This window comes from Rathayibacter sp. AY1E6 (assembly GCF_002931115.1).
Lineage (GTDB): Bacteria > Actinomycetota > Actinomycetes > Actinomycetales > Microbacteriaceae > Rathayibacter.
Genome location: NZ_PSVK01000013.1, coordinates 28,025 through 52,198, shown reverse-complemented (window position 1 = coordinate 52,198; position 24,174 = coordinate 28,025). Strand labels below are relative to the sequence as shown.

Genomic DNA, 24,174 nt, shown 5'->3' with positions numbered 1-24,174 from the left:
TTGCCGGGGCCGCGGCCCGGGGGCGAGCCCTTGACGCGGAGGAGCCCGCCCGTCAGGCGAAGCCGAGACGCACGAACGTGCCGATGTCGGCCAGCTCGGCCTGCCCGACTCCGTGGGCGACGCCCTCGTAGACCCGGGCATCGAGCGCCGTGTGCTCCGGGAACCAGGCCGCCGCGTCCCGCACGAGCTCCTCCGGGATCACCGTGTCGAGCGTCCCGCGGCCCCAGAACACCGGAGGACGCTCGCGGGCGAGCCGCTCGTCCGCGTCGTCGCCCTCGGCGAGCGGGACCACGAACCCGGACAGAGCGACCGCGAAGGCGAAGCGGCCCGGCGCGCGCCGAAGCAGCTGCACCGCCAGCGCGGCGCCCTGGGAGAAGCCCAGCAGCCCCACCGGACCCGGGTGCCCCAGAGCGTCGAGCCACTCGATCACCCCCGCCGCCGCCGCCTCGACGGCCTCGGGATCGGCCCGCGGCTCATCAGGCACCAGCGGCACCCGGAGCGGCCACCACGCGTTCGCCCCGCCGCCCAGGGCGAGAGGCGCCCGGAGGGACGCGAGGACCGGCTCCAGCGGCAGGTAGGCGCCGAGCGAGAACAGGTCCCCCTCGTGCGAGCCGTAGCCGTGCAGCAGCACCAGGAGGGGCCTGCCGACGCGGTCGCGCTCGGAGGAGGACCACAGCACCGCGTTCGCGTCGATTCCCATCGCACCATCATCCCCCTGGGTGCGGGATCGCCGCCGCCGGTCGGAACACCAGCCGCGAAGGGTGAGAATGGCTGCATGAGCGTGCGCACCCCTGACCCGAACTCCGGGTGGCTGTCCGACGACGAACTCGCCGAGATCCGCCGGCGGCTCCCGCTGCTGTACGTGGAGGCCGTGCCCGTCCGGGTCGACGGGCTCGGGCAGGTCACCGAGGTCGGTGTGCTCCTGCGCGCGACCCCCTCCGGCCAGATCACCCGCACGATCGTCTCGGGCCGCGTGATGTACGGCGAGACGCTGCGCGACGCGCTGTTCCGCCACCTCGAGAAGGATCTCGGCCCCATGGCCTTCCCCCTCCTCCCCGCGAGCCCGCTCCCCTTCCACGTCGCCGAGTACTTCCCGATGCCCGGCATGGGACCGTTCACCGACGACCGCCAGCACGCGGTCTCCCTCGCCTACGTCGTTCCCGTCACCGGCACCTGTGACCCCCGCCAGGACGCCCTCGAGCTCACCTGGATGACCCCCGACGAGGCCTGCTCCGACGCGATCTCCGCCGAGATGGAGGGCGGGCGGGGCGCGCTGATCCGCGCCGCGCTCGCTTCCGTCGGCCGCCTGTCCTAGCGGCGCGGATCGGCCGCGGCGCTCCCTTCTGCGCGCCGATAGCGGCGCCGCGGTCGGCTCGCAAGGACGGCGGGCCGGCTGGAGCGTCGGGCGTCCGCCTGGACCGATTCGCCGGCACGCGACCCGGCCGTTCGGCTCGTGGATCCGGCGTCCACGGGACCTCTGTGACCGGGCGAGGAGAGGCGGCGCCCCTGCCCGACGACGGCGCAGCAGGGGATCGCCTGATCAGGACGCGGTGAGGACTTCCGGAGCTCCCTGCGCGGGACTCCGCTCGAAGAGGTGAAGCGTGAACGACGAAGGGCCGGGGCCCGCGACCAGTAGTCGCGGGCCCCGGCCCTTCGTGATGTCGGCGTCCTGATCAGGACGAGCGTTGACGTGCGATCACCGAACGCTCAGCCCCCGGACCAGCCGCTCCCCTCGAGGCGAACGGTCGATCCGCGTGCGAGCGGATCGGCCTAGCCGGTCGCGACACGCTCTGCGTACCGCAACCGTGCTTGAAGCCGACCGCGGTGCGCCGTTCCGCGGCTGCCCGCGAGGCGAACGGTCGATCCGCGTGCGAGCGGATCGGCCTGGCCGGTCGCGACACGCTCTGCGCGTCGCGACCGTGCTTGAAGCCGACCGCGGTGCGCCGCTCCGCGGCTGCCCGCGAGGCGAACGGTCGATCCGCGTGTGAGCGGATCGGCCTAGCCGGTCGCGACACGCTCTGCGCGTCGCGACCGTCCTTGAAGCCGACCGCGGTGCGCCGCTCCGCGGCGCACAATCGGACTCAGCCCTGCGCGCGGCGCCCGCCGCGGCGGGCGCCGCCGCCGGCGGACTCGCGGGCGGGAGCGGCCGAGGCTGCTCCGCCGGTCGCGGTGCTGTAGAACGAGCGCGATCCGCCCGAGGTCGAGGGGGCGCCGGCGGCCGAGCGGCTGCGGCCTCCGCGGGCGCCGCCGCGGGCGGGTCCCTCGGCGGCGGTGCGGTCGCGGCGGGGGCGGTCGCCTCCGCCGGTCGCGGCACCCGTCGAGCGTCCGCCGCGGGGCGCGGCGGTGCCCTCGGTGCGGGCCGCGCGCTTGCGCTGCGCGTTGGCGCCCTGCGAGCGTCCGCCCTGCGACTGGCCGCGGACGGGCTCGACGACGGCGCTGGGGGTGACGTACGGAGCGACGTCGCCGACGAGCTTCGCGACGGCGGCCGAGTCGGCCGTCACCTGCTGGGGCGCGACCTGGATCGCGGCCTTGCGGAGGAGGGTCTTCACGTCGCTGCGCTGCGTGGGCAGGACGACGGTGACGACGTCTCCCTCGCTGCCGGCGCGGGCGGTGCGGCCCGAGCGGTGCAGGTACGCCTTGTGCTCCATCGGCGGGTCGACGTGGATGACGAGCTCGACGTCGTCGACGTGCACGCCGCGGGCTGCGACGTCGGTGGCGACGAGGACCTTGACGGTGCCGGCGCCGAACGCGGCGAGGTTCCGGTCGCGGGCGACCTGCGAGAGGTTGCCGTGCAGGTCGACCGCGGGGATGCCCTGGCCGGTGAGCTGCTTGGCGAGCTTCTTCGCGTGGTGCTTGGTGCGCATGAAGAGGATGCGGCGGCCGGTGCCGGACGCGAGGGTCTTCACGAGCGCGTTCTTGGCGTCGAGGCCGTCGACCTCGAACACGTGGTGGGTCATCAGCGCGACGGGGGAGTTGGCCTCGTCGACCGAGTGGAGCACCTCGTTCTGGAGGTACTTCTTGACCAGCTTGTCCACGCCGTTGTCGAGCGTCGCGGAGAACAGCAGGCGCTGCCCGCCGCGGGGGGTCTTGTCGAGGATGCGCGTGACGACCGGCAGGAAGCCGAGGTCGGCCATGTGGTCGGCCTCGTCGAGGACGGTGATCTCGACGGCGTCGAGGTTCACGAAGCCCTGCTTCATCAGGTCCTCGAGGCGGCCCGGGCAGGCCACGACGATGTCGACGCCCTGCTTGAGCGCGGCGACCTGGCGCTGCTGCGAGACGCCTCCGAAGATCGTGGTGGTGACGATGCCGTACGCGTCGGCGAGGGGCTGCATCGCGGCGGTGATCTGCGTGGCGAGCTCGCGGGTCGGCGCGAGGACGAGTCCGAGCGGGCGGCCGGGGCGGCGGCGTCCGCCGGCGAGCGAGCCGCCGAGTCGGGCGATCATCGGGATGGAGAAGGCGAGGGTCTTGCCGGAGCCGGTCTTGCCGCGGCCGAGGACGTCGCGTCCGCCGAGGGTGTCGGGCAGCGTGTCGACCTGGATCGGGAAGGGCTCGGTGATGCCGCTCGCGGTGAGCGCGGCCACGAGGGGGGCCGGCACGCCGAGGGCGCTGAAGGAGAGGGGGGTGTTCGACATGGAGTGGTGCCTTTCGGGGGCATCATGCCGATCGAGGACGCGCGGGCGGTGGCCGGGGCGCGGGTGATCGGCGTTCGGGCGAAGGTGACGGTGGTCACATCCGTTCGCCGTACGATTCGGTGCGCGCGGCCGGGGGCCTCATGCACGTGCGCCAGATGGTCGGGACGGATCCTCGACGGTCAGAGTCCTAGGGGACAAGGGGCGTTCTACGACGCGGGGGAGCGCAGTCGCTGCGCTCGCACCGTCCCACTCTAGTGGATGCCGATCCATCCGCGCATCGCGGCCTGCACGCGGGAGCCGTCGCGGTCGCTCAGCTTGGTCCCGACGAAGTCGCCCGCCCAGTCCGAGGTCTGCACGCGGAAGGCCGGCTCCGGGTCGCGCAGGGTCTTCAGGATGACGGCGGCGACGTCGGACGGGTCCTGCGCGTGGGTCGAGGAGAAGGACGACGCGGCGCGGTCGAGGTAGGCGCCGAGCGCCGGCGAGTAGGGGCCGGCCTGCGCGAGCATCGCCGCCGCGTCGATGCCGACGTTCTCGACGAAGCTGCTGCGGACCGCTCCCGGCTCGATCAGCGACACGTGGACGCCGACGGAGGCGGCGACGGGGGCGAGTGCCTCGAAGAACCCCTCGACCGCGAACTTCGCCGCGCAGTAGTCCTCGTTGAACGGCTGCCCGATCGCGCCGCCGACGCTCGAGACGGTGACGATGCGGCCGCGGGACGAGCGCAGCATCGGCAGCGCGGCGCGGGTGACCGCGACGGTGCCGAAGAAGTTGACCTCCATCACGCGGCGCAGCTCCTCCGGATCCTCCAGCTCGAGGGTGCCGAGGTGGCCGGCTCCGGCGTTGTTCACGAGGGCGTCGAGACCGCCGAGCTCCTCCTCCACGGCGCGGAGGCAGCCGGCGACGGAGTCCGCGTCGGTCAGGTCGAGCGCCCGCAGGTCGAGCTCGACGCGGGCCTCGGCGGCGGCGGCGTGCAGGCCCTCCGCCCGCTCCGGATCCCGCACGGTGGCGACCACCCGCCAGCCCGCGCGCGCGGCCTCGATCGCTGTGGCGCGGCCGATGCCGGTGGAGGTTCCGGTGACGAGGAGGACGGGACGGGGCATGAGGCTTTCCTGCTTTCCGGCGCACGACGGCGCCGCCCGGAGGCTATCGGCCGCCCCTCCGAGAACGTCCAGGGTCGGTGTCAGCCCCGGTAGCGCTCGCCGACCGGCACCTCGACCGGCAGCCGGTTGCCCGCCTGGGCGAGCGGGCAGGCCCAGGCCGGGTCGTAGGCGCAGGAGGGGTTGTAGGCGAAGTTGAAGTCGAGCACCAGCGTCCCCGGGGCGGAGCCCGGGCCGAGGTCGGCGCCCTTCACGGTGTCCAGGAGGTAGCGGCCGCCGCCGTAGGTGCCGCCGGGTGTCCCCGCGAGGGCGTCCTTGACCGGCAGGAACAGGCCTCCGCCGTAGGACGCCAGGCGCCAGACGTCGAGGCTGCCGGTGTCCGGCACCTCGACCGTGCCGATCAGCTCGAAGGGGACGGTGCCGTCGGTGCCGGTCTCCACGTCCATCCGCCGCGCCTCCTCGGCCGGGGCCACCTCGAGCTCGAAGCGCCAGGCCGCGTCGTAGGGCGCGATCGGCAGCGAGCGGAAGTGCGCGCGGTCGGCCGGGAGGAGGGGGGTGGAGGGGTGCTGCGCGAAGAGCGCGTTGCGCCCGCGGATCCAGGACGCGTGCGCGGCGAGCAGGTCCACGTTCGAGAGCCGGCGCACCTCCGCGTAGAGGGCCTGGACGTGGCGGCGCCAGTCCGACACCTCGACCGCCGTCGTGAGGCGGCGGCGGGGCGAGACGCCGTCGTCGTCCTGCTCCTCCTCGTCGGCGGAGGGCCACTGGAGGCGCAGGAGCTCCGAGCGCGACAGCTCGGTCTCCTCCTCGGCGACGCCGTCGGGGCTCATGCGGCGGACTCCCCGCGCGGGCGGGTGTCGGCACCGAGATCGTGGCGCCAGGACGGGGCGAGGGAGCGGATGCGGATGCCGCGCCACTGCCAGAACGCCCACATCGAAGGCCAGAGCGCGGCCGAGGCGAGACCCGCCGAGAACTCGAGGCGGTCGCGGAAGAGCGTGCGCCCGTCGGGGAGCGGGGCCACGGCCATGCGGTGGTCCCACGCGGTGATGAGGCGGAGGGAGCCCGTGAGGGGCCCGCCGCTGTCGCGCAGGATCCGCACGTCGGGCATCGAGGGGACGCGGCGGTAGGAGAGGTCGATCTCCTGCGCGCCCATCGGCACGATCCCGAGGGCGTCCATCGCGACCTCGTGGGAGCCGAGCCCCCAGGTCGGGCGGAAGCCGCCCTCGTCCAGCGACGCGGCGGTCAGGAGCGGGGACATCACCTCCCGGAACACGGCCGGACTCTGCAGGGCGCGCCAGGCGGAGTCGGCGTCGGTGTCGAGCACGTGCTTGAGCATCACCTTCACGAGGGACATCCTCCTCCGCCCGCCCCTGCGCGGGAACCGGGTGCGCGCAGAGCCCCGGACGTGTATGCGCCTCCGGGGCTCGCTACCGTGTCAGGGTGACCGCTCCCGCCGCCTCCGTCGACCAGTCGACCTACCAGATCCGCTTCGAGTGGGGGGCCCGCGCCCTCCGCGTGCTCGCCCCCGCCCACGTCACGGTGCTCGTCGACGCTCTGCCCGGAGGCGAGAGCCCCGACCTCGGGGGAGTGGAGGGCCGCGTCGTCCGCGCGGGCCTGGCCGACCGCTCGGCCGTCGCCCGCTGGATCCTGGAGCGCCAGCACGAGAACGGCGGGCGCACCAGCGTCAACGTGATCGCACTCGGCGACGTCGACGACAGCGGAGCGGCGCGGTTCGCGATGGAGGACCAGCTGGCGGCCGGCGCCGTCGTCGACGCGCTCATCGGGCTGGGCATCGACCACGTCTCGCCCGAGGCCGCGGTGGCCTGCGCGTCCTACGAGGGCCTGCGCCGGGCGTGCGCGCATCTGCTCACCGCGTCCGAGTCCGGCCGCCTGCTCGCCGCCGAGGGGCGGGCGGACGAGGTCCGCGCCGCCGCCCGGGTCGACGCCGTCGACGAGGTGTCAGTACTCCGCTGACCCGCCGCTCCGGCGGGCGCGGCCTCCGAGCGGTGCAGGGCGTCCGCGGAGCGCACAAGCCCCTGCGATCCGAGCCGCCGCCTCGACCACTCGCCCGCCCCCGGCGTAGCGTTCGGCGGAGGCGGTCCCTCCGCCCCCCGCCCCGACCGAAAGCTGGCCCGCATGAAAGCCGTCCTCAACGACGTCGTCCTCGCCGACGCCCCCGACTCCGACCTGATCTCGATCGAGGGCAACTGGTACTTCCCGCCGTCGAGCATCGCCGAGGGCGTGCTCGTCGAGAGCCCCACGCCCTACACCTGCCCGTGGAAGGGCGAGTGCCAGTACTTCTCGGTGCAGACCGGCGACGGCCTGCAGAAGGACAAGGCCTGGTCGTACCCGCACCCCTACCCGACGGCGTTCGACCGCGTCGGCAAGGACTTCTCGGGCTACGTCGCCTTCGACCGCTCGGTCCGCGTCTCCGACTGACCCGTCCCGCCGCGGCGCCGCTCCCGGTGCCGCGGCGGTGCGTCAGCCGCGCGGGGCGGCGGCGCGCGCCCGGTAGGCCCGGACCTTCGACCGGTTCCCGCAGCGCTGCATCGAGCACCAGCGGCGCGACCCGGCTCGGGACGTGTCGAGGTAGAGCATCCGGCACTCCGGATCCGCGCAGCGCCGCAGCCGTCCGGTCGCGGCCGGACCCAGCAGCCCCACGGCCTCCCGGGCGATGGACGCGAGCGCCTGCCTGCCCGCCGCGTGGAGCCGTCCGGCCTGCCGCGATCCGCCGCCCAGCACCGGCGGGATGTCGGGCATCGCCGCGACCAGGTTGACCACGTCGACGTCGCGCGGGTCGAGCGCGGTGCCGGCCTCGGCCGCGACGGCCAGCCGGGCGATCGCGCCCCGGAGCATCAGCGCGTCGTCCAGGCGCGCGTCCCGGCTCTCGGGGCCGACCGCCTCGAAGCGCTCGGCGAGCCAGGCGGCCAGGGCGGCGTCGGAGTCGAGGTGCTCGGCCGCTCCCGGAGGCAGTGCTCCCGTCGTGGCGAAGTCGAGTGCGAGGCTTCCGGAGTCGAACCACCAGCGCCGGCCGTCGGCCTCGGGGAGCCACTGCCCGGTGACCGGCGTGCGCCCGCCGTGCGGGGCCTCGTCCGCGGTCACGGCGCCGGGACCGGTCGGCGCCGCCACTGGATCGCGTTCGCGGGCTCGAACCGGCGCGCGCAGCGGCCGCAGGCCAGGGGCCGGGTGGGCCGGCGATGGCGGTAGAAGAGGTGTCCGCCCGGGCAGGTGCCGACCCACGGCGCGAGCTCGTCCGCGGTCGGGTTGCTGTGGGTGCGCGATCCCGTGTAGCCGAGCCGCGCCGCGATCCGCCGCCACTGCGGTCCGTGCCCGGCGTCGGGCCCCGCGAGCGCGTGAGCGACCTCGTGCAGGAGGGTCTGCCGGACCTCCTCGTCGCTCCAGCGGGCTGCGAGGTGGCGCGAGACCGTGATCCGGCGGCGCGTCCAGTGGCAGGCGCCGCCGCGGGTGCGCGCGTGGTCGAGCGCGAAGGACCAGGAGTGGTCGAGGTGCTCCTCGATCAGCGCGTCGGCCCAGCGGGCCACGTCCTCGAGGTCGGCCACCGGTGGCGCTGCCTAGGACTCGTCGCCGTCGGCGCGGCGGCGGCCGCGGGCGGTGCCGTCGGTGCGGGCCTCGCGGTCGGTCCCGTCCTGGAACTCGGAGGCGGCGGCGTAGCCCAGGCGCGCGACCTCGAGCTCCTCCTCGGGGACCCCGACGCGCTCGCCGAGCGCGGTCGCGGCGTCGAAGTCGCGCATCGCCCGGCCGTACTCGCCCAGCTCGAAGAAGGTGAGGCCGCGGTGCTTGAGCGCGAAGGAGTGCTCGAGGTGCCACTCGTGCGTGCGGGCCTCCTCGACGCAGAGCGCGAGCTCCGAGAGGGCCTCGTCGGTGCGGCCCCGCAGCTGCATGAGGCGGGCGCGGCGGACGCGGGCGGTGAGCAGCTCGGCGCGGTCGCCGGAGAAGCGGGTGCGGCGGACGGCCTCGTTCGCGAGGTCCCACGCCTCGTCGACGCGCCCGAGCAGGCGCAGCAGCTCCGCCTTCTCGGTGAGCGCGGCGAGGCTGCGCAGCGCGCCGACCTCCTCCAGGCGCTCCTGGGCGGCGTCGACGTCGATCTCCTCGTGGAGGGTCGCGGGGTCGTGGCGGATGATGATGCTCAGGGCGATGCTTCCTCGTGGAGTGCGGATCCGGATCGTCGCGCGCGGCGGACGAGAGGACGGTCGGGGTCGCTGACCCCGGCGTCGAGTGTACCGGCGGGTCCCCGGACGGCGCCCCGACGCGCGGCCCGGGTCAGCCCCGTCGCACCTGGAAGATGCTCCGCGCCGGCAGCGGCGACGGGGTGGCGGTCTCGTCCGTGACGACGAGGGCGCCGGCGATGAAGTTCTCGAGCTCCCGCCCCTGCACCAGCTTGGAGGGCGCGGGGTCGGAGGCGAGGCGCCGCGGCAGGCCGTCGAGCGGCAGCGGATCGGCCGAGGCGAGCATCACCACGTTCCCGAAGCGCTTGGCCTTGAGCATCTGGGTGTCGGTCATGATCGCGGTGTGCGCGAAGACGGAGGCGAGCGTCGCGGCCTGGGCGCGGGCGAAGGCGAGCGCGCCGCCGTCGGCCACGTTCACCGCGACCAGGCCGCCGGGGGCGAGCAGCGGCGCGATCGCCCCGTAGAACTCGGCGCTGGTCACGTGCGCGGGAGTGCGCGCGCCCGAGAAGATGTCGACGACGACCACGTCGACCGTGCCGCGCAGCCCGGGCGGCAGCTTGCCGAGCACCTCGCGGGCGTCGCCCTGGCGGATGCGGATCTGCGCCCCGCGGGGGAGCGGGAGCGCCTCGCGCACCAGCTCGACCAGAGCGCCCTCGATCTCGACGACCTGCTGGCGCGAGCCCGGCCGGGTCGCGGCGACGTAGCGGGGGAGGGTCAGCGCTCCGGCGCCCAGGTGGAGCGCCGTGACGCTCTCGCCCTCGGGGGCGACGAGGTCGATCGCGTGGCCGATCCGGCGGACGTACTCGAACGAGAGGTGCGTCGGATCCGCGAGGTCGACGTGCGACTGCGGAGTGCCGTCGACGACCAGGGTCGCCGCCTCGGGCGAGTGGCGGTCGGGCTCGATCCGCGCGGTGTACCCGCTGGCGAGCACGGCGCGGGGGTGCTCGGAGTCGTCTCCGCGTCGGCGGCCGGTGCGTTCCTGCATCCGACCAGTCTGCCGCGGCGGCGGGACGGCGGGGCTCCGCGCCCGGCCCGGTCGGATCGGTCCGGGAGGCCGTGGCCTCGTATACCGGACCCCGCGGGGCGGCGCAAGCATCCGCACTTGCGCGGCGTGGCGCGATGCGGCTATATTCGTACTTTGCGCTCCCGAGTACCCATGCCCTCATATCGCGGTCGGCAGGTCACCGGAACCCGGCATCAGATGGTGGATGCCGTTGCCACACTCTAGCCCCGCCCCCAAGACCGAGTCGCCTCGGTCCGCACGGCGTGCGGGCAGGGGTGGCGGCCCGTCCGGCGGGAGCCCACTCCACACATCCCACAGATTGAGACCCGCGAGGGTCTACGGAGGTTCCTTCCTTGGCTGCTGCGTCCACCGCGACCACCACCTCACCCAAGAACGGACGCGGAGCTTCGCGTCTCTCGTTCGCCAAGATCAGCGACACCCTGACCGTTCCGGATCTGCTCGCGCTGCAGACCGAGAGCTTCGACTGGCTCGTCGGCTCGGAGGCGTGGAAGACCCGCGTCGCCGAGGCGAAGGCCGCCGGCCGGGAGGACCTCCCCGCCAACTCCGGCCTCGACGAGATCTTCGAGGAGATCTCCCCGATCGAGGACCTCAGCGAGACGATGCAGCTGAGCTTCACGAACCCGTACCTCGAGCCCGAGAAGTACACGATCGAGGAGTGCAAGGAGCGCGGCAAGACCTACGCCGCTCCGCTGTACGTCGAGGCCGAGTTCATGAACCACCTCACGGGTGAGATCAAGACCCAGACGGTCTTCATGGGCGACTTCCCGCTGATGACCGAGAAGGGCACGTTCATCATCAACGGCACCGAGCGTGTCGTCGTGTCCCAGCTCGTGCGCAGCCCCGGCGTCTACTTCGAGCGCCAGCAGGAGAAGACGTCCGACAAGGACATCTACTCCGCCCGCGTCATCCCGAGCCGCGGCGCCTGGCTCGAGTTCGAGATCGACAAGCGCGACCAGGTCGGCGTGCGCATCGACCGCAAGCGCAAGCAGTCGGTCACCGTGTTCCTCAAGGCCCTCGGCCTCACGAGCGAGGAGATCCTCGAGCAGTTCGCCGGCTACGAGTCGATCGAGCTGACCCTCGAGAAGGACAACATCCTCACCAAGGAGGACGCCCTCCGCGACATCTACCGCAAGCTCCGTCCGGGCGAGCAGGTCGCCGCCGAGGCCGCCCGCGCGCTGCTGGACAACTTCTACTTCAACTCCAAGCGCTACGACCTCGCGAAGGTCGGCCGCTACAAGATCAACCGCAAGCTCGGCATCGACAAGGCGCTGTCCGACTCGGTGCTCACGGTCGAGGACATCATCGCGACCATCAAGTACCTGGTCGCCCTGCACGACGGCCGCACCGCCCTCCCCGGCGTGCGCGACGGCGAGCCGGTCGAGCTGCGTCTCGACGTCGACGACATCGACCACTTCGGCAACCGCCGCATCCGCGCGGTCGGCGAGCTGATCCAGAACCAGGTCCGCACCGGACTGTCCCGCATGGAGCGCGTCGTCCGCGAGCGCATGACCACGCAGGACATCGAGGCGATCACCCCGCAGACCCTGATCAACGTGCGCCCCGTCGTCGCCGCGATCAAGGAGTTCTTCGGCACCAGCCAGCTGTCGCAGTTCATGGACCAGAACAACCCGCTCGCGGGTCTGACCCACAAGCGCCGCCTGTCGGCGCTCGGCCCCGGCGGACTCTCCCGTGAGCGCGCCGGCGTCGAGGTCCGCGACGTCCACCCCTCGCACTACGGCCGCATGTGCCCGATCGAGACCCCGGAAGGCCCGAACATCGGCCTGATCGGATCGCTCGCGTCCTTCGCGCGCATCAACTCGTTCGGCTTCATCGAGACCCCGTACCGCAAGGTCGTCGACGGCACCGTCACCTCGCAGATCGACTACCTCACCGCGTCCGAGGAGGACGAGTACCTGGTCGCCCAGGCGAACGCCCCACTCACGAAGGACTTCCGCTTCGCGGAGGGCAAGGTCCTGGTCCGCCCCAAGGGCGGAGAGGTCGAGCTCGTCGACGCCGATCGCGTCCACTACATGGACGTCTCGCCGCGCCAGATGGTCTCGGTCGCGACCTCGCTGATCCCGTTCCTCGAGCACGACGACGCGAACCGCGCGCTCATGGGAGCGAACATGCAGCGTCAGGCCGTCCCGCTGCTGCGCAGCGAGTCGCCCGTCGTCGGAACCGGCATGGAGGGCTTCGCGGCCATCGACGCCGGCGACGTCATCACCGCCGACAAGGCCGGTGTCGTCCAGGAGGTCTCTGCCGACTCCGTCACCGTCCAGCTGGACGAGGGCGGCACGCAGACCTACTTCCTCCGCAAGTTCGACCGCTCCAACCAGGGCACCTCGTACAACAACCGCGTGGTCGTCTCGGCCGGCGAGCGCATCGAGGTCGGCGAGGTCGTCGCCGACGGCCCCGCCACCGAGAACGGCGAGCTCGCGCTGGGCAAGAACCTGCTCGTCGCGTTCATGCCGTGGGAGGGCCACAACTTCGAGGACGCGATCATCCTCAGCCAGAACCTGGTGAAGGACGACGTCCTCTCCTCGATCCACATCGAGGAGTACGAGGTCGACGCCCGCGACACCAAGCTCGGCAAGGAGGAGATCACCCGCGACCTCCCCAACGTCAGCCCGGAGCTCCTGGCCGACCTGGACGAGCGCGGCATCATCCGCATCGGCGCCGAGGTCCGCCCCGGCGACATCCTCGTCGGCAAGGTCACGCCCAAGGGCGAGACCGAGCTCTCGGCCGAGGAGCGCCTGCTCCGCGCGATCTTCAACGAGAAGAGCCGCGAGGTCCGCGACACGTCGCTGAAGGTGCCCCACGGCGAGCAGGGCACGATCATCGGCGTCAAGGTGTTCGACGCGCAGGACGGCGACGACGAGCTCGGCTCGGGCGTCAACCAGCGCGTGGTCGTCTACATCGCCCAGAAGCGCAAGATCACCGAGGGCGACAAGCTCGCCGGCCGCCACGGCAACAAGGGCGTCATCTCGAAGATCCTGCCGGTCGAGGACATGCCGTTCCTCGCCGACGGCACCCCGGTCGACATCGTCCTCAACCCGCTCGGCGTCCCCGGCCGCATGAACTTCGGCCAGGTCCTCGAGATCCACCTCGGGTGGATCGCGAAGCAGGGCTGGAAGGTCGAGGGTCAGCCGGAGTGGGCCGCGCGCCTGCCCGAGCACGCCCGCGAGGCGGCGCCCGGCACCAAGGTCGCGACCCCCGTCTTCGACGGTGCGGCGGAGGAGGAGCTCGCAGGGCTCCTCGACTCCACCACCCCGACGCGCGACGGAGAGCGCCTGATCGGCTCGTCCGGCAAGACGCAGCTGTTCGACGGCCGCTCCGGGGAGCCCTTCCCGGACCCGGTCTCGGTCGGCTACATGTACATCCTGAAGCTGCACCACCTCGTCGACGACAAGATCCACGCGCGCTCGACGGGCCCGTACTCGATGATCACCCAGCAGCCGCTCGGTGGTAAGGCGCAGTTCGGCGGACAGCGCTTCGGCGAGATGGAGGTGTGGGCCCTCGAGGCCTACGGCGCCGCCTACGCCCTCCAGGAGCTCCTCACCATCAAGTCGGACGACATCCTCGGCCGCGTGAAGGTGTACGAGGCCATCGTCAAGGGCGAGAACATCCAGGAGCCCGGCATCCCGGAGTCCTTCAAGGTCCTCATCAAGGAGATGCAGTCCCTGTGCCTGAACGTCGAGGTCCTCTCGGCCGACGGCACCGCGGTCAGCCTGCGCGACACCGATGACGAGGTCTACCGCGCCGCGGAAGAGCTCGGCATCAACATCTCCTCCCGGTTCGAGTCGTCCTCCGTCGACGACATCTGATCCGCGCCAGCATCTGACGACCTCCCGTCTCTGACGAGACACCCTGTTTTCCGACAAGGAGAAAACATTGCTCGACGTAACCACTTTCGATGAGCTGCGCATCGGCCTCGCAACGGCCGATGACATCCGTCGCTGGTCGCACGGTGAAGTGAAGAAGCCCGAGACCATCAACTACCGCACCCTGAAGCCCGAGAAGGACGGCCTGTTCGGCGAGCAGATCTTCGGACCCTCTCGCGACTGGGAGTGCTCCTGCGGCAAGTACAAGCGAGTCCGCTTCAAGGGCATCGTCTGCGAGCGCTGCGGCGTCGAGGTCACCAAGTCCTCGGTCCGCCGCGAGCGGATGGGCCACATCGAGCTCGCCGCCCCCGTCACCCACATCTGGTACTTCAAGGGCGTCCCCTCGCGCCTCGGATACCTGCTGGACATGGCGCCGAAGGACCTCGAGAAGGTCATCTACTTCGCGGCGTACATGATCATCGACGTGGACGACGACGGCCGTCACGCCGACATGCCCGGCCTCGAGAACGAGCTCCGGCTCGAGATCAAGACCCTCTCGGACCAGCGCGACTCCCGCATCGCGGACCGTCTGGCGCGCCTGGAGACCGACCTCGCCGCCCTGGAGGCGGAGGGCGCCAAGAGCGACCAGAAGCGCCGCACCAAGGACGGCGCCGAGAAGGAGATGGGCCAGATCCGCAAGTCCTTCGACGAGGACATCGCGCGGCTCGAGAGCGTGTGGGAGCAGTTCCGCACCCTCAAGGTCGGCGACCTCAAGCCCGAGGACGCGGTCTTCAACGAGCTCGTCGACCGGTACGGCGTCTACTTCGAGGCCTACATGGGCGCCGAGGCGATCAAGAAGCGCCTCGAGCAGTTCGACCTCCAGGCCGAGGCCGAGACGCTGCACCTGCAGATCGCCGAGGGCAAGGGTCAGAAGAAGATCCGCGCCATCAAGCGCCTGCGCGTCGTCAACTCGTTCCTCGCCACCGGCAACTCGCCGGCCGCGATGGTCCTCGACGTCGTCCCGGTCATCCCGCCGGAGCTGCGCCCGATGGTGCAGCTCGACGGAGGCCGGTTCGCGACCAGCGACCTGAACGACCTCTACCGTCGCGTGATCAACCGCAACAACCGACTCCGCCGCCTGCTCGACCTCGGTGCCCCCGAGATCATCGTGAACAACGAGAAGCGCATGCTCCAGGAGGCGGTCGACGCCCTCTTCGACAACGGCCGCCGCGGCCGCCCCGTCACCGGAACCGGCAACCGCGCCCTGAAGTCCTTGAGCGACATGCTCAAGGGAAAGCAGGGTCGCTTCCGCCAGAACCTGCTGGGCAAGCGCGTCGACTACTCGGGCCGCTCGGTCATCATCGTCGGCCCGCAGCTCAAGCTGCACCAGTGCGGTCTGCCCAAGCAGATGGCGCTGGAGCTGTTCAAGCCGTTCGTGATCAAGCGCCTGATCGACCTGTCGCACGCGCAGAACATCAAGGCCGCCAAGCGCATGGTGGAGCGCTCGCGCCCGCAGGTGTGGGACGTGCTCGAGGAGATCATCCGCGAGCGCCCCGTCCTGCTGAACCGCGCGCCCACGCTGCACCGTCTCGGCATCCAGGCCTTCGAGCCCCAGCTGGTCGAGGGCAAGGCGATCCAGCTGCACCCGCTCGTCTGCGCCGCGTTCAACGCGGACTTCGACGGCGACCAGATGGCCGTCCACCTGCCGCTGTCCGTCGAGGCCCAGGCCGAGGCGCGCATCCTGATGCTCGCGTCGAACAACATCCTCAAGCCCTCGGACGGCCGTCCGGTCACCCTGCCCACGCAGGACATGATCATCGGCCTCCACCACCTGACGACGATCCGCGAGGGCGCCGCCGGCGAGGGCCGCGCGTTCTCCTCCGTCTCGGAGGCGATCCTCGCGAAGGACCAGGGCTCGCTGCACCTGAACTCGAAGGTCAGGATCCGCATGTCGGACGTGTACTTCGCGCAGGGTCAGGCACCCGAGGGCGTCGAGATCGACGAGAACGGTAAGGTCATCGCGCCGGTCCTCCTCGAGACCACGCTCGGCCGCGCCCTCTTCAACGAGGCGCTGCCGGTCGACTACCCCTACTTCGAGCAGGTCGCCGACAAGACGACCATCTCCGGGATCGTCAACGACCTCGCGGAGCGCTACCCGAAGGTGGAGGTCGCCGCCTCCCTCGACCGGATCAAGGACGCCGGCTTCTACTGGGCCACCCGCTCGGGTGTCACCGTGGCGCTGTCCGACATCCTCACGCCTCCGTCGAAGCCCGAGATCATCGCGGGCTACGAGAAGAAGGCCGCGAAGGTCGAGTCCGAGTACGACAAGGGTCTGACCACTCAGGCCGAGCGCCGCCAGGAGCTCGTGAAGATCTGGACCGAGGCGACCGACGAGGTCGCCAAGGCCATGCGCGCGAACTTCCCGACGGACAACACCATCAACCGCATGGTCACCTCCGGTGCCCGCGGCAACTGGCTGCAGGTGCGCAACATCGCCGGCATGCGAGGCCTGGTGAACAACCCGAAGGGCGAGATCATCGCCCGACCGATCATCTCCTCGTACCGCGAGGGCCTGTCGGTCGCCGAGTACTTCATCGCCACGCACGGTGCCCGCAAGGGCCTGGCCGACACCGCGCTCCGCACCGCGGACTCGGGCTACCTGACGCGTCGACTCGTCGACGTCTCGCAGGACGTCATCATCCGCGAGGAGGACTGCGGCACCTCGAAGGGCCTCGACCTGCCGATCATGCTCCAGGACGCCACCGGCGCCTGGATCAAGGACTCCAACGTCGAGAACTCCGTCTACGCCCGTTCGCTCGCCACCCCGGCGTCGAACGAGGCCGGCGAGCTCGTCGCCGAGGCCGGCGAGGACGTGGGCGACGTGCTCATCGAGAAGCTGGTCGGAGCGGGCGTGCGCCACATCAAGGTGCGCTCCGTCCTGACCTGCGAGTCCGCCGTCGGCGTCTGCGCGGCCTGCTACGGCCGCTCGCTCGCCACCGGCAAGCTCGTCGACATCGGAGAGGCCGTCGGCATCATCGCGGCCCAGTCGATCGGCGAGCCCGGCACGCAGCTCACGATGCGCACCTTCCACACCGGTGGATCGGCCTCGGCCGACGACATCACGCAGGGTCTTCCCCGCGTGCAGGAGCTCTTCGAGGCCCGCACCCCCAAGGGCGCGTCGCCGATCGCGGAGGCCGCCGGCCGGATCACCATCGAGGACACCGACCGTGCCCGCCGCGTCATCCTCCAGCCGGACAACGGCGACGAGGCGGTCATCTACCCGGTGCTCAAGCGCTCGCAGCTCCTCATCGAGGACGGCCAGCACGTCGAGCTCGGGCAGCAGCTGCACGTCGGAACGGTCGACCCCAAGGAGGTCCTGCGCGTGCTGGGCGTCCGCGAGGTCCAGAAGCACCTGGTGGGCGGCGTCCAGGGCGTCTACCGCTCGCAGGGTGTGCCGATCCACGACAAGCACATCGAGGTCATCGTGCGTCAGATGCTCCGCAAGGTCACCGTGGTCGACCACGGCGACACGGAGCTGCTGCCGGGCGAGCTCGTCGACCGCTCGCGCTACAGCGAGGTCAACCGTGCGGCTCTGACCGAGGGCAAGCGGACAGCGTCCGCCCGCCAGGAGGTCATGGGCATCACCAAAGCCTCGCTCGCGACCGAGTCGTGGCTGTCGGCCGCGTCCTTCCAGGAGACCACCCGCGTCCTCACGCAGGCGGCCATGGAGGGCAAGCGCGACCCGCTGATGGGCCTGAAGGAGAACGTGATCATCGGAAAGCTGATCCCGGCGGGAACCGGTCTGCCCAAGTACCGGAACGTGTCGGTCGAGGCGACCGAGGAGGCGAAGGCCGAGCGGTACCCCAACCGCATCTTCGCCGACGACGCCGCGTTCAGCGACGCCGACCTCTCGTTCGTCGACTTCGACTCGTTCTCGAGCGACGGCTACGAGCCGGGCAACTACAGCTGATCCAGGTGAGCTGAACGATCGAAGGCCCCGTCGGGACACCGGCGGGGCCTTCGTCGTGCCCGGCCCGCGGTCACCCGCACGGGGGGCCGCCCGTTCGCGACGAGCGTCCTCCCCCGCAGGAGCGGGATGATTGACTCGATGCGTGCTCGTCGGGTCGAGCCTGTACCCGTTCCCCGTCCTGGTCGCGGCACGTGAGGAAACGCGCGGATGAGACTCGTGATCGTCGTGCTGGCCGCACTGCTCGTGGTGGTCGGCGTCGTCGTGGTGCCCGCGGGGCGGGCGGAGGCGGGCGAGGCGGTCGCACCCTCGTCCTGCGGCGTCGCCGAGCTGGCTCCCGTGCTCACGGGCGACGACGTCCGGCCGCGCTCCGCCGCCGCCCTGGTCCCCATCGTGATGCTGCACGGCTGGCTGGGCACGGCGACGCACGACGCCGACCGCACAGGGGCCTTCTCCCATCTCGTCGACATGGTGTCGTCGGAGTCGGCGACCGCTCCGCTCGACGCTCCCGAGCCGTCCCTCCTCGGCCGGCTGCAGCAGATCGACGGCGCCGCGGTCTACACCTTCGACTACCGCCGGCTCGCCGCGCGCTGGGTCACCGACCCGGGGATCAGCGACGCGCTCGCCTCCTCGATCGCCTGCCTCGTCTCCGCGACCGGGCACCGCGCCGTCGTCGTCGCGCACTCGATGGGAGGGCTCGCCGCCCGCCAGGCGCTGAGCGGCTCGGTCGACGGGACCGCCGTCGCCTCGATGGTCTCGTCCGTCCTCACCTTCGGCACCCCGAACACGGGATCCGACGTCGCGGAGCGCCTCGGACGAATGGTCGACGACTCCGGCCAGGTCAGCCCCGCGGTGATCGCAGGACTGGACCCGCAGAGCCGGCTGAGCGTCTCGGCGATGCTCGCCTCCTGCGGGGACGCCGTCTCCGAGGACGCCGAGCACGCGGGGGAGTGCACGGGAGTGCCGATGATCGACGCCCTCGCCTCGGCGGCGGGCAAGGGCCTGCGGACGGGATCGACCGAGCTCGGCTCCCTGCCGCCCTGGCCCGCCGGCGTGCACGTGACGGCGCTGGTGGGTGACATCCAGGTGACCGCCGCGGTGGCGCTCGGCCTCGCCACCGCGCCGGTCGACCTCGGCGACATCATGGTCGCGACCGGATCGGCGACGGCCGGAGTCGACGACTACGTGGTCTCGACCTGCCGCTACACCTACCTCGCCGCGGCGGACGTGCCGTCCCTCGTCGCCGAGCTCTCGCCGTTCGCGCGGCTCGGCGATGCTCTGCGCTTCGCGAAGCTCGTGGTCGACGTCGACGCGAGCCCGTGCCACCACGCGCGGCTGACCCGGAACGTCGACCTCGTCGAGCACGCCACCGGCGTCGTGTCGGACGTCGTCACGGGCGAGCTGTCCGCTCCGCACGCCTCTCGAGCGCAGACCGCGGCGAGGGCGCTCCCGGCGGCGGAGGAGTCCCGGAGGCGGTCCTCGTGACCGGTCGGCGGACACCGCCGAGGAGACACCATGTCGCGTCAGTTGACGGACGTCTGTCGGGAAGCATACGGTCGGACCGGCCCATGGGGAGGCCGCCTGGGGGACAGGCAGCGCGGCCCGCGCGGCACCCGAGCCGCATGCGCGGGCCGCGCCCGTCTCCGATCTCCTCTCACGTTCCGCGCTCCCTCCGGGTACGCTCGGCTGGACAGTAGATGTCGGAGGCTCCTCCGTGCATCCCGGCGCCGGAGGCCTGATGAGCGACGACCCCCTCGATGCGGAGGAGCCGGCGCGTCCTCCCCGCCTGACCCGCGAGCAGGTCCGCACCCGCCTGCTGGACGCCGCTCTCGCGGTCGTCCGCGCCGAGGGCCTGCGCGTCGGAGTCGCCCACCTGCCCCTCGAGGACGTCATCCGCTCGGCGGGTGTTCCGCGCAGCACCGTGTACCGGATCTGGCCCACTCGCCAGTCGTTCTACGACGAGCTGATCGCCGCGATCCCGGAGCGGGTCCTCGCCACCCGCCTCGACCAGCCGTCCCTGCGGGCCGGGAACTCCCACCTCCACCGCAGCCTCGACCCCGAGCCGACCCCGGCGCAGCGCCGCGAGGCCCTGATCGCCTCCGTCCGGGTCGCCGTCGATGCGAACGTCGACAACGTCTTCTCGTCGCAGCACTGGCGCAACTTCATCGCTCTCGCCGGCGCGGTGGGCTCGCACGAGGAGCCGGCACGGACCGCCATCGGATCCGCTCTGCGGTCCCGCCAGCTGCACTTCATCGACAACATGGCGAAGTACTACGAGCACACCCTCGCCGAGGCGGGGCTCCGGCTGCGCCCGGACCGCGGCTCCGCCGCTCTCGCCTCCGCCGTCTCGGCCCTGATCGAGGGTCTGTGCATCGCGCGGATCGCGGCACCGGAGCTGGTGACCGGCCCGCTCGACCCGGCCGATCCCGAGGGACCGTCGCTGGCGGTGGTGTCGGTGCTGCTGCTGATCGACGGGTTCACCGAACCGGACGAGTGATCCGGGTCGCGGGGTCCGCTCAGTCCTCCGCGACCGGCTCCAGCATCCCGTCGACGATCGAGCGGATCGTCCAGGCCGCCAGGGTCCACTCGACCGGCTCGCCGTCGAGGCCGGGGGCGGTCACCGGAGCGTCGAGGTCGTCGTCGAGGAGCCGGCCCCGGTGCGCGAGCCCGTCGATCACGATCGCGGTGAGGTGGGCGAGCTGGAGCGTCGTGAATCCCGGGCGCATCGTCCCGCCGAAGACCTGCAGCGTCTCCTCGTAGAAGTCGCGCATCCGGCGCGTGAGCATGCCCTCGATCCGCTTCGCCGTGGCGCGCACGGCGTCGCGTGAAGGCCCCTCCTCCATCGAGAAGGTGCAGGCGAGCAGTGCGTTGTACGACGACCAGTCGGCGGAGCGGCGGAGCGACTCGGCATTGGCCCGCGCCCCGATGCGGATGGTCTCCCAGGCGACCCGGCGGCGGCCGGCGGCCGTGGAGAGCAGATCGGTGGAGCGCTCGTAGACCTCGCGCATCTCCTGCTGGGCCTCGGGATCGGCGCCCTCCGCGTACCGGTCCCGCACGAAGACCTCGCCGACCAGGTCGGCCACGAACTCCTCGCGCGTGCTCCAGATCCGGTAGACGGAGCTGCGCGGCACGCCGGCCAGGCGGATGTACTCCTCCATGGGCAGGTGCGCGAAGCTCACCGTGAGGCCGTGGTTCGAGACGACGTCGCGCGCCGTGGCGATCATGCGGCTGCGGACCTGCTCCGCGGGGATCCTCCGGGCCCGCCGGGAGCCCTCTGCGCTGTCGTCCATGGAGAGGGACACTAGCCGGACACGGTGCCGCGGGTGGTCCTCCACGCGCTCCGTGAGCCGATCCGGAGCGCTCTGGGGGCGTCCTCCCACTGAGACGGAATGTCCCATCACCTGCACGACGACGTCGCGGACCGCTACGGTGCAGCCGGGGCGGACCCGAACCTGCCCCTGCTAGGGGACCCCCGTGACCGGATTCGATCGGTTCACGCTGGCCGTCTTCGACGGACCAGCGATCGAGCGCGCCGCGCTGCAGGCGCTGCTCGCGCAGCTGCTGCCGCAGTTCTCGCACGACGAGGAGGGCGTCGACCGCATCGCGGTCCTCGACCTGGACGGCGTGCCCGGCGAGGAGGTGGCCGACACCCTCGAGCGTGCGGCTACCCGGACCGTCGGCCTCGTCGTGCTCTCCTCCTCCGACTCCCTGGAGCCGGTGCGGGCCGTGCTGCGACGGGAGAGAGCGGCCTACGTCTGGAAGGGCGACGACCCCAGCGAGCTCGCCGCGGCGGTCGTCTCGGTCGCCTCCGGCCGCACCTGGATCTCGGACACCGCCCGCCACCGGCTCGTGCACGGGCGCGAGGAGCGCCGCCCGGTGCTGAGCCCGCAGGAGAGCCGGGTGATGCGCGCCTACGGAGCGGGTGCCGCGGTCCGCACCGTCGCGGTCGACCTCAGCGTCGCCGAGCACACCGTCCGCACCTACATCAAGCGGATCCGCGCCAAGTACCTCGAGACCGGCGTCACTCTCGACTCACGGGTCGACTTCTACCGCCACCTCGGCGACCACGACGTCGCCATCCGCCGCGGCGGAGACCGGGTGCGGGCCGGCGCGCAGCAGGCGGCCGGCGACGTGGTCGGCGAGCGCCGAGCCTGAGGCGAGCAGGATCGCGTTCCCGCCGGTGCGCCCCTCGACGAAGGCCGTCGATCCGACCGCTGCGGTGACCGGGAGCAGCTCCCGGACGACCCCGCGCAGGCGGTCCAGCCTCCGGTGGTCGGCGTCGTCGGCGACGTTGACCGCGAGGAGCCCGTCGGCGCCGACGCGGGCGGCGAGCGGAGCGAGGACGGACGCGCGGTAGAACGGCTCCGGGATCTCGTCCCCGTCGTAGACGTCGAGCACGACGAGGTCGGCGCTCCAGGGCGGCAGGGGCCCTGCGGCGTCGGCCGTGAGGAGTCGGACGCGCGCGCCGCGGGGGAGCGGCGCGTGCTCGAGCACGAACTCCACGAGTCCTGCCGCGCTCTCCACCGCGAGCTGCTCGGAGCCCGGCCGGGTCGCGGCGACGTACCGGGCCAGGGCCAGGGCTCCGGCTCCGAGGTGCAGCACGCGCAGCGGCTCGCCGGGAGGGGCGGCGGCGTCGACCACCGCGCCGAGGCGCGCGAGGTACTCGAGGTGCAGAGCCCGGGGATCGCCCGGATCGATCAGCGACTGCTCCGCGCCGTCGACCGTGAGCAGCAGCGCCTCCGGCCGCACGGGATCCGGCCCCAGCACGGCTGTGCGGCCTCCCGGCAGCAGGAGGGACGGAGGCATCCCGTCACGCTAGCGCTCCTCGCGCGATCCGCCTCGCCGCCGCTACGGTGACAGGCATGGCCGCCCTGATCCTGCTCGACGTCGACGGCGTCCTGAACCCCTCCGTCCGCAGCGATCGCGCCTCGGGCTCGCACCGCCTGGAGCTCGAGCCGGAGCGGGCGGCGCTCGTCGCCCGCCTGGCCGCGGTCGGCACGATCGTGTGGGCCACGACCTGGCCGCCGCGCTTGACGCGGGTCCTCGCCCAGGACCTCGGGCTGCCGGCGGGCACGGAGGCGATCGTCTTCGACGGCGGCCTCCCGCGCGACCCGCGGTTCCCGGGCCGGACGGGCAAGCTCCAGCCCGTCGCGGTGTGGCTGGAGGCGGCCGCCGAGCGCGGCGCGATCGACGCCGTGGTGTGGATCGACGACAACCTCCACGAGGACGCCTACGACTGGGCCCGCGAGCAGAGCACCCCCTTCCACCTGGTGCGTCCGGAGTCGGCGACGGGCCTCACGAGCGACGAGGTCGCCGGCGCCGAGCACTTCCTGACCGGACTCCCGGCGTCACACGGCGACATCCGGGAATAGGGCCGCCCCCTCCACTGGTTATCGTCACTCCGGGCGGTTCCGCCGAGCAGCGGTCCGCCCCGGGACGACCCGTCCCCTCGTCGATCCCCGCGCCGCATCCGGCGCAGCGGGACCGCCACGACTCCGTGATGCACCGAAGGACAACACCGTGACCCTCTCCGCCCGCACCTCCCTGCGCGTCCTGCTCGGCACGACCGCCGCCGCCGCCGCCCTGGTCCTCGCCGGCTGCGCGCCCGCCTCGACCGACGACGTGGTCTCCGGCTCGAGCGGCGAGGGCACTGCCTCCGCGAGCTCCGGCCTGACCCTGGCCGAGGTCGAGGACTCGGGGAAGCTCACCATCGGCACCGAGGGCACCTACCCGCCCTTCTCCTTCCACGCCGACGGCGGGACCGGAGCCCTCACCGGCTACGACGTCGACGTGATCACCGCCGTGGCCGAGAAGCTGGGCGTCGAGCCCGACTTCCAGGAGACGCAGTGGGACGCGATGTTCGCGGGCCTGGACGGAGCGCGCTTCGACGTGATCGCGAACCAGGTCTCGATCAACGACGAGCGCGAGGCGAAGTACGACTTCTCGGAGCCGTACTCGGTCAGCCCCGGCGTCGTGATCGTCCCCTCGAGCGACACCTCGATCACCGACCTCGCCGGCCTCTCCGGCAAGACCACTGCGCAGTCGCTCTCGAGCAACTGGTACACCGTCGCGCAGGAGAACGGCGCCGAGGTCGAGGGCGTCGAGGGCTGGGCGCAGGCCATCGCCCTCGTCGAGCAGGGCCGCGTCGACGCGACCGTGAACGACCGCCTCACCTGGCTCGACTGGTCCACGACCTACCCCGACCAGGCCGCGGGCCTCAAGGTCGCCGTCACCACCGACGACACCTCCGAGAGCGCCTTCACCTTCCCGAAGGGCTCGGACGACCTCGTCGAGGCCGTCGACTCCGCCCTCGACGAGCTGCGCGAGGACGGCACCCTCGCCTCCATCTCCGAGCGCTACTTCGGAGCCGACGTCTCCCAGTAGCCCCACCTCGAGACGGCTCCTCCCCTTCCGGGAGGGGCCGTCTCGTGCGTGAGCGGTCCCGTCGC

Annotated in this window: 20 protein-coding genes; 10 read left to right on the top strand and 10 right to left on the bottom strand. The window is 72.2% G+C overall.

Annotation, left to right across the window (positions count from 1 at the left end):
- Positions 1-52: 52 nt before the first annotated feature.
- Positions 53-700 carry an alpha/beta hydrolase gene (locus tag C5C46_RS11505; protein WP_104226771.1) on the bottom strand — a complete coding sequence of 216 codons (648 nt, stop codon included), beginning with the start codon at positions 698-700 and terminating at the stop codon, positions 53-55.
- 75 nt (positions 701-775) lie between these two features.
- Here C5C46_RS11505 and C5C46_RS11500 point away from each other — a divergent pair, with 75 nt between their 5' ends.
- Entirely contained in the window at positions 776-1,315 is a 540-nt protein-coding gene (locus C5C46_RS11500) for an NUDIX hydrolase family protein (protein ID WP_104225113.1), read from the top strand.
- 766 nt (positions 1,316-2,081) lie between these two features.
- On the opposite strand, the gene C5C46_RS11495 is transcribed toward C5C46_RS11500, so the two are convergent.
- The 4 genes from C5C46_RS11495 to C5C46_RS11480 form a co-directional block, all read right to left on the bottom strand.
- Entirely contained in the window at positions 2,082-3,632 is a 1,551-nt protein-coding gene (locus C5C46_RS11495; protein ID WP_104225114.1) for a DEAD/DEAH box helicase, read from the bottom strand.
- Positions 3,633-3,883: 251 nt separating this feature from the next.
- Positions 3,884-4,732: an SDR family oxidoreductase gene (locus tag C5C46_RS11490; RefSeq protein ID WP_104226770.1), complete on the bottom strand. Its 849-nt coding sequence runs from the start codon at positions 4,730-4,732 to the stop codon at positions 3,884-3,886.
- An 80-nt stretch (positions 4,733-4,812) separates the two neighbouring features.
- Positions 4,813-5,556, bottom strand: a complete 744-nt coding sequence (locus C5C46_RS11485; protein ID WP_104226769.1) for a DUF1684 domain-containing protein — start codon at positions 5,554-5,556, stop codon at positions 4,813-4,815.
- A complete protein-coding gene (locus C5C46_RS11480) occupies positions 5,553-6,080 on the bottom strand; it encodes a hypothetical protein (protein ID WP_244248113.1) in 528 nt (175 codons plus the stop codon). The genes C5C46_RS11485 and C5C46_RS11480 overlap by 4 nt, the downstream gene beginning before the upstream one ends.
- 86 nt (positions 6,081-6,166) lie before the next feature.
- Between C5C46_RS11480 and C5C46_RS11475 the strand changes: the two genes are divergently transcribed.
- Together C5C46_RS11475 and C5C46_RS11470 are read left to right on the top strand one after the other, a co-directional pair.
- Positions 6,167-6,700 carry a 2-phosphosulfolactate phosphatase gene (locus C5C46_RS11475; protein WP_104226768.1) on the top strand — a complete coding sequence of 178 codons (534 nt, stop codon included), beginning with the start codon at positions 6,167-6,169 and terminating at the stop codon, positions 6,698-6,700.
- 162 nt (positions 6,701-6,862) lie between these two features.
- Positions 6,863-7,165: a DUF427 domain-containing protein gene (locus C5C46_RS11470; protein ID WP_104224584.1), complete on the top strand. Its 303-nt coding sequence runs from the start codon at positions 6,863-6,865 to the stop codon at positions 7,163-7,165.
- Positions 7,166-7,207: 42 nt separating this feature from the next.
- Here C5C46_RS11470 and C5C46_RS11465 read toward each other — a convergent pair whose 3' ends face one another.
- The 4 genes from C5C46_RS11465 to C5C46_RS11450 all read right to left on the bottom strand — a co-directional run bounded on the left by C5C46_RS11465 (position 7,208) and on the right by C5C46_RS11450 (position 9,898).
- Complete coding sequence (locus C5C46_RS11465; protein WP_258059447.1) at positions 7,208-7,855, bottom strand: CGNR zinc finger domain-containing protein; 648 nt, start codon at positions 7,853-7,855, stop codon at positions 7,208-7,210.
- On the bottom strand, positions 7,825-8,286 hold the full coding sequence (locus C5C46_RS11460; protein WP_104226767.1) for a SprT-like domain-containing protein: 462 nt from the start codon (positions 8,284-8,286) through the stop codon (positions 7,825-7,827). The genes C5C46_RS11465 and C5C46_RS11460 overlap by 31 nt, the downstream gene beginning before the upstream one ends.
- A gap of 12 nt (positions 8,287-8,298) precedes the next feature.
- Entirely contained in the window at positions 8,299-8,628 is a 330-nt protein-coding gene (locus tag C5C46_RS16960; RefSeq protein WP_181027192.1) for a hypothetical protein, read from the bottom strand.
- A gap of 379 nt (positions 8,629-9,007) precedes the next feature.
- Positions 9,008-9,898 carry a spermidine synthase gene (locus C5C46_RS11450; protein ID WP_104226766.1) on the bottom strand — a complete coding sequence of 297 codons (891 nt, stop codon included), beginning with the start codon at positions 9,896-9,898 and terminating at the stop codon, positions 9,008-9,010.
- A 371-nt stretch (positions 9,899-10,269) separates the two neighbouring features.
- On the opposite strand from C5C46_RS11450, the gene rpoB reads away from it, so the two are divergent.
- The 4 genes from rpoB to C5C46_RS11430 all read left to right on the top strand — a co-directional run bounded on the left by rpoB (position 10,270) and on the right by C5C46_RS11430 (position 20,222).
- Positions 10,270-13,761 (top strand): DNA-directed RNA polymerase subunit beta, encoded by a 3,492-nt coding sequence (gene rpoB / locus C5C46_RS11445; protein ID WP_104226765.1) that lies wholly within the window; start codon positions 10,270-10,272, stop codon positions 13,759-13,761.
- Positions 13,762-13,828: 67 nt separating this feature from the next.
- The gene (locus C5C46_RS11440) at positions 13,829-17,728 is read left to right on the top strand and encodes a DNA-directed RNA polymerase subunit beta' (protein WP_104226764.1); all 3,900 of its coding nucleotides are present in this window, start codon (positions 13,829-13,831) and stop codon (positions 17,726-17,728) included.
- A gap of 207 nt (positions 17,729-17,935) precedes the next feature.
- A complete protein-coding gene (locus tag C5C46_RS11435) occupies positions 17,936-19,210 on the top strand; it encodes a triacylglycerol lipase (protein ID WP_104226763.1) in 1,275 nt (424 codons plus the stop codon).
- Positions 19,211-19,463: 253 nt separating this feature from the next.
- On the top strand, positions 19,464-20,222 hold the full coding sequence (locus C5C46_RS11430; protein WP_104250882.1) for a TetR/AcrR family transcriptional regulator: 759 nt from the start codon (positions 19,464-19,466) through the stop codon (positions 20,220-20,222).
- 19 nt (positions 20,223-20,241) lie between these two features.
- Here the strand turns inward: C5C46_RS11430 and C5C46_RS11425 are convergent, their stop codons facing one another.
- Entirely contained in the window at positions 20,242-21,015 is a 774-nt protein-coding gene (locus tag C5C46_RS11425) for a hypothetical protein (RefSeq protein ID WP_146078982.1), read from the bottom strand.
- 184 nt (positions 21,016-21,199) lie between these two features.
- On the opposite strand from C5C46_RS11425, the gene C5C46_RS11420 reads away from it, so the two are divergent.
- The 3 genes from C5C46_RS11420 to C5C46_RS11410 all read left to right on the top strand — a co-directional run bounded on the left by C5C46_RS11420 (position 21,200) and on the right by C5C46_RS11410 (position 24,109).
- On the top strand, positions 21,200-21,880 hold the full coding sequence (locus tag C5C46_RS11420) for a LuxR C-terminal-related transcriptional regulator (protein WP_104226762.1): 681 nt from the start codon (positions 21,200-21,202) through the stop codon (positions 21,878-21,880).
- A 707-nt stretch (positions 21,881-22,587) separates the two neighbouring features.
- Positions 22,588-23,097, top strand: coding sequence for an HAD domain-containing protein (locus tag C5C46_RS11415; RefSeq protein WP_104226761.1), 510 nt, complete (start codon positions 22,588-22,590; stop codon positions 23,095-23,097).
- A 148-nt stretch (positions 23,098-23,245) separates the two neighbouring features.
- The gene (locus C5C46_RS11410) at positions 23,246-24,109 is read left to right on the top strand and encodes an amino acid ABC transporter substrate-binding protein (protein ID WP_374953121.1); all 864 of its coding nucleotides are present in this window, start codon (positions 23,246-23,248) and stop codon (positions 24,107-24,109) included.
- The last annotated feature ends 65 nt before the right edge of the window (positions 24,110-24,174 follow it).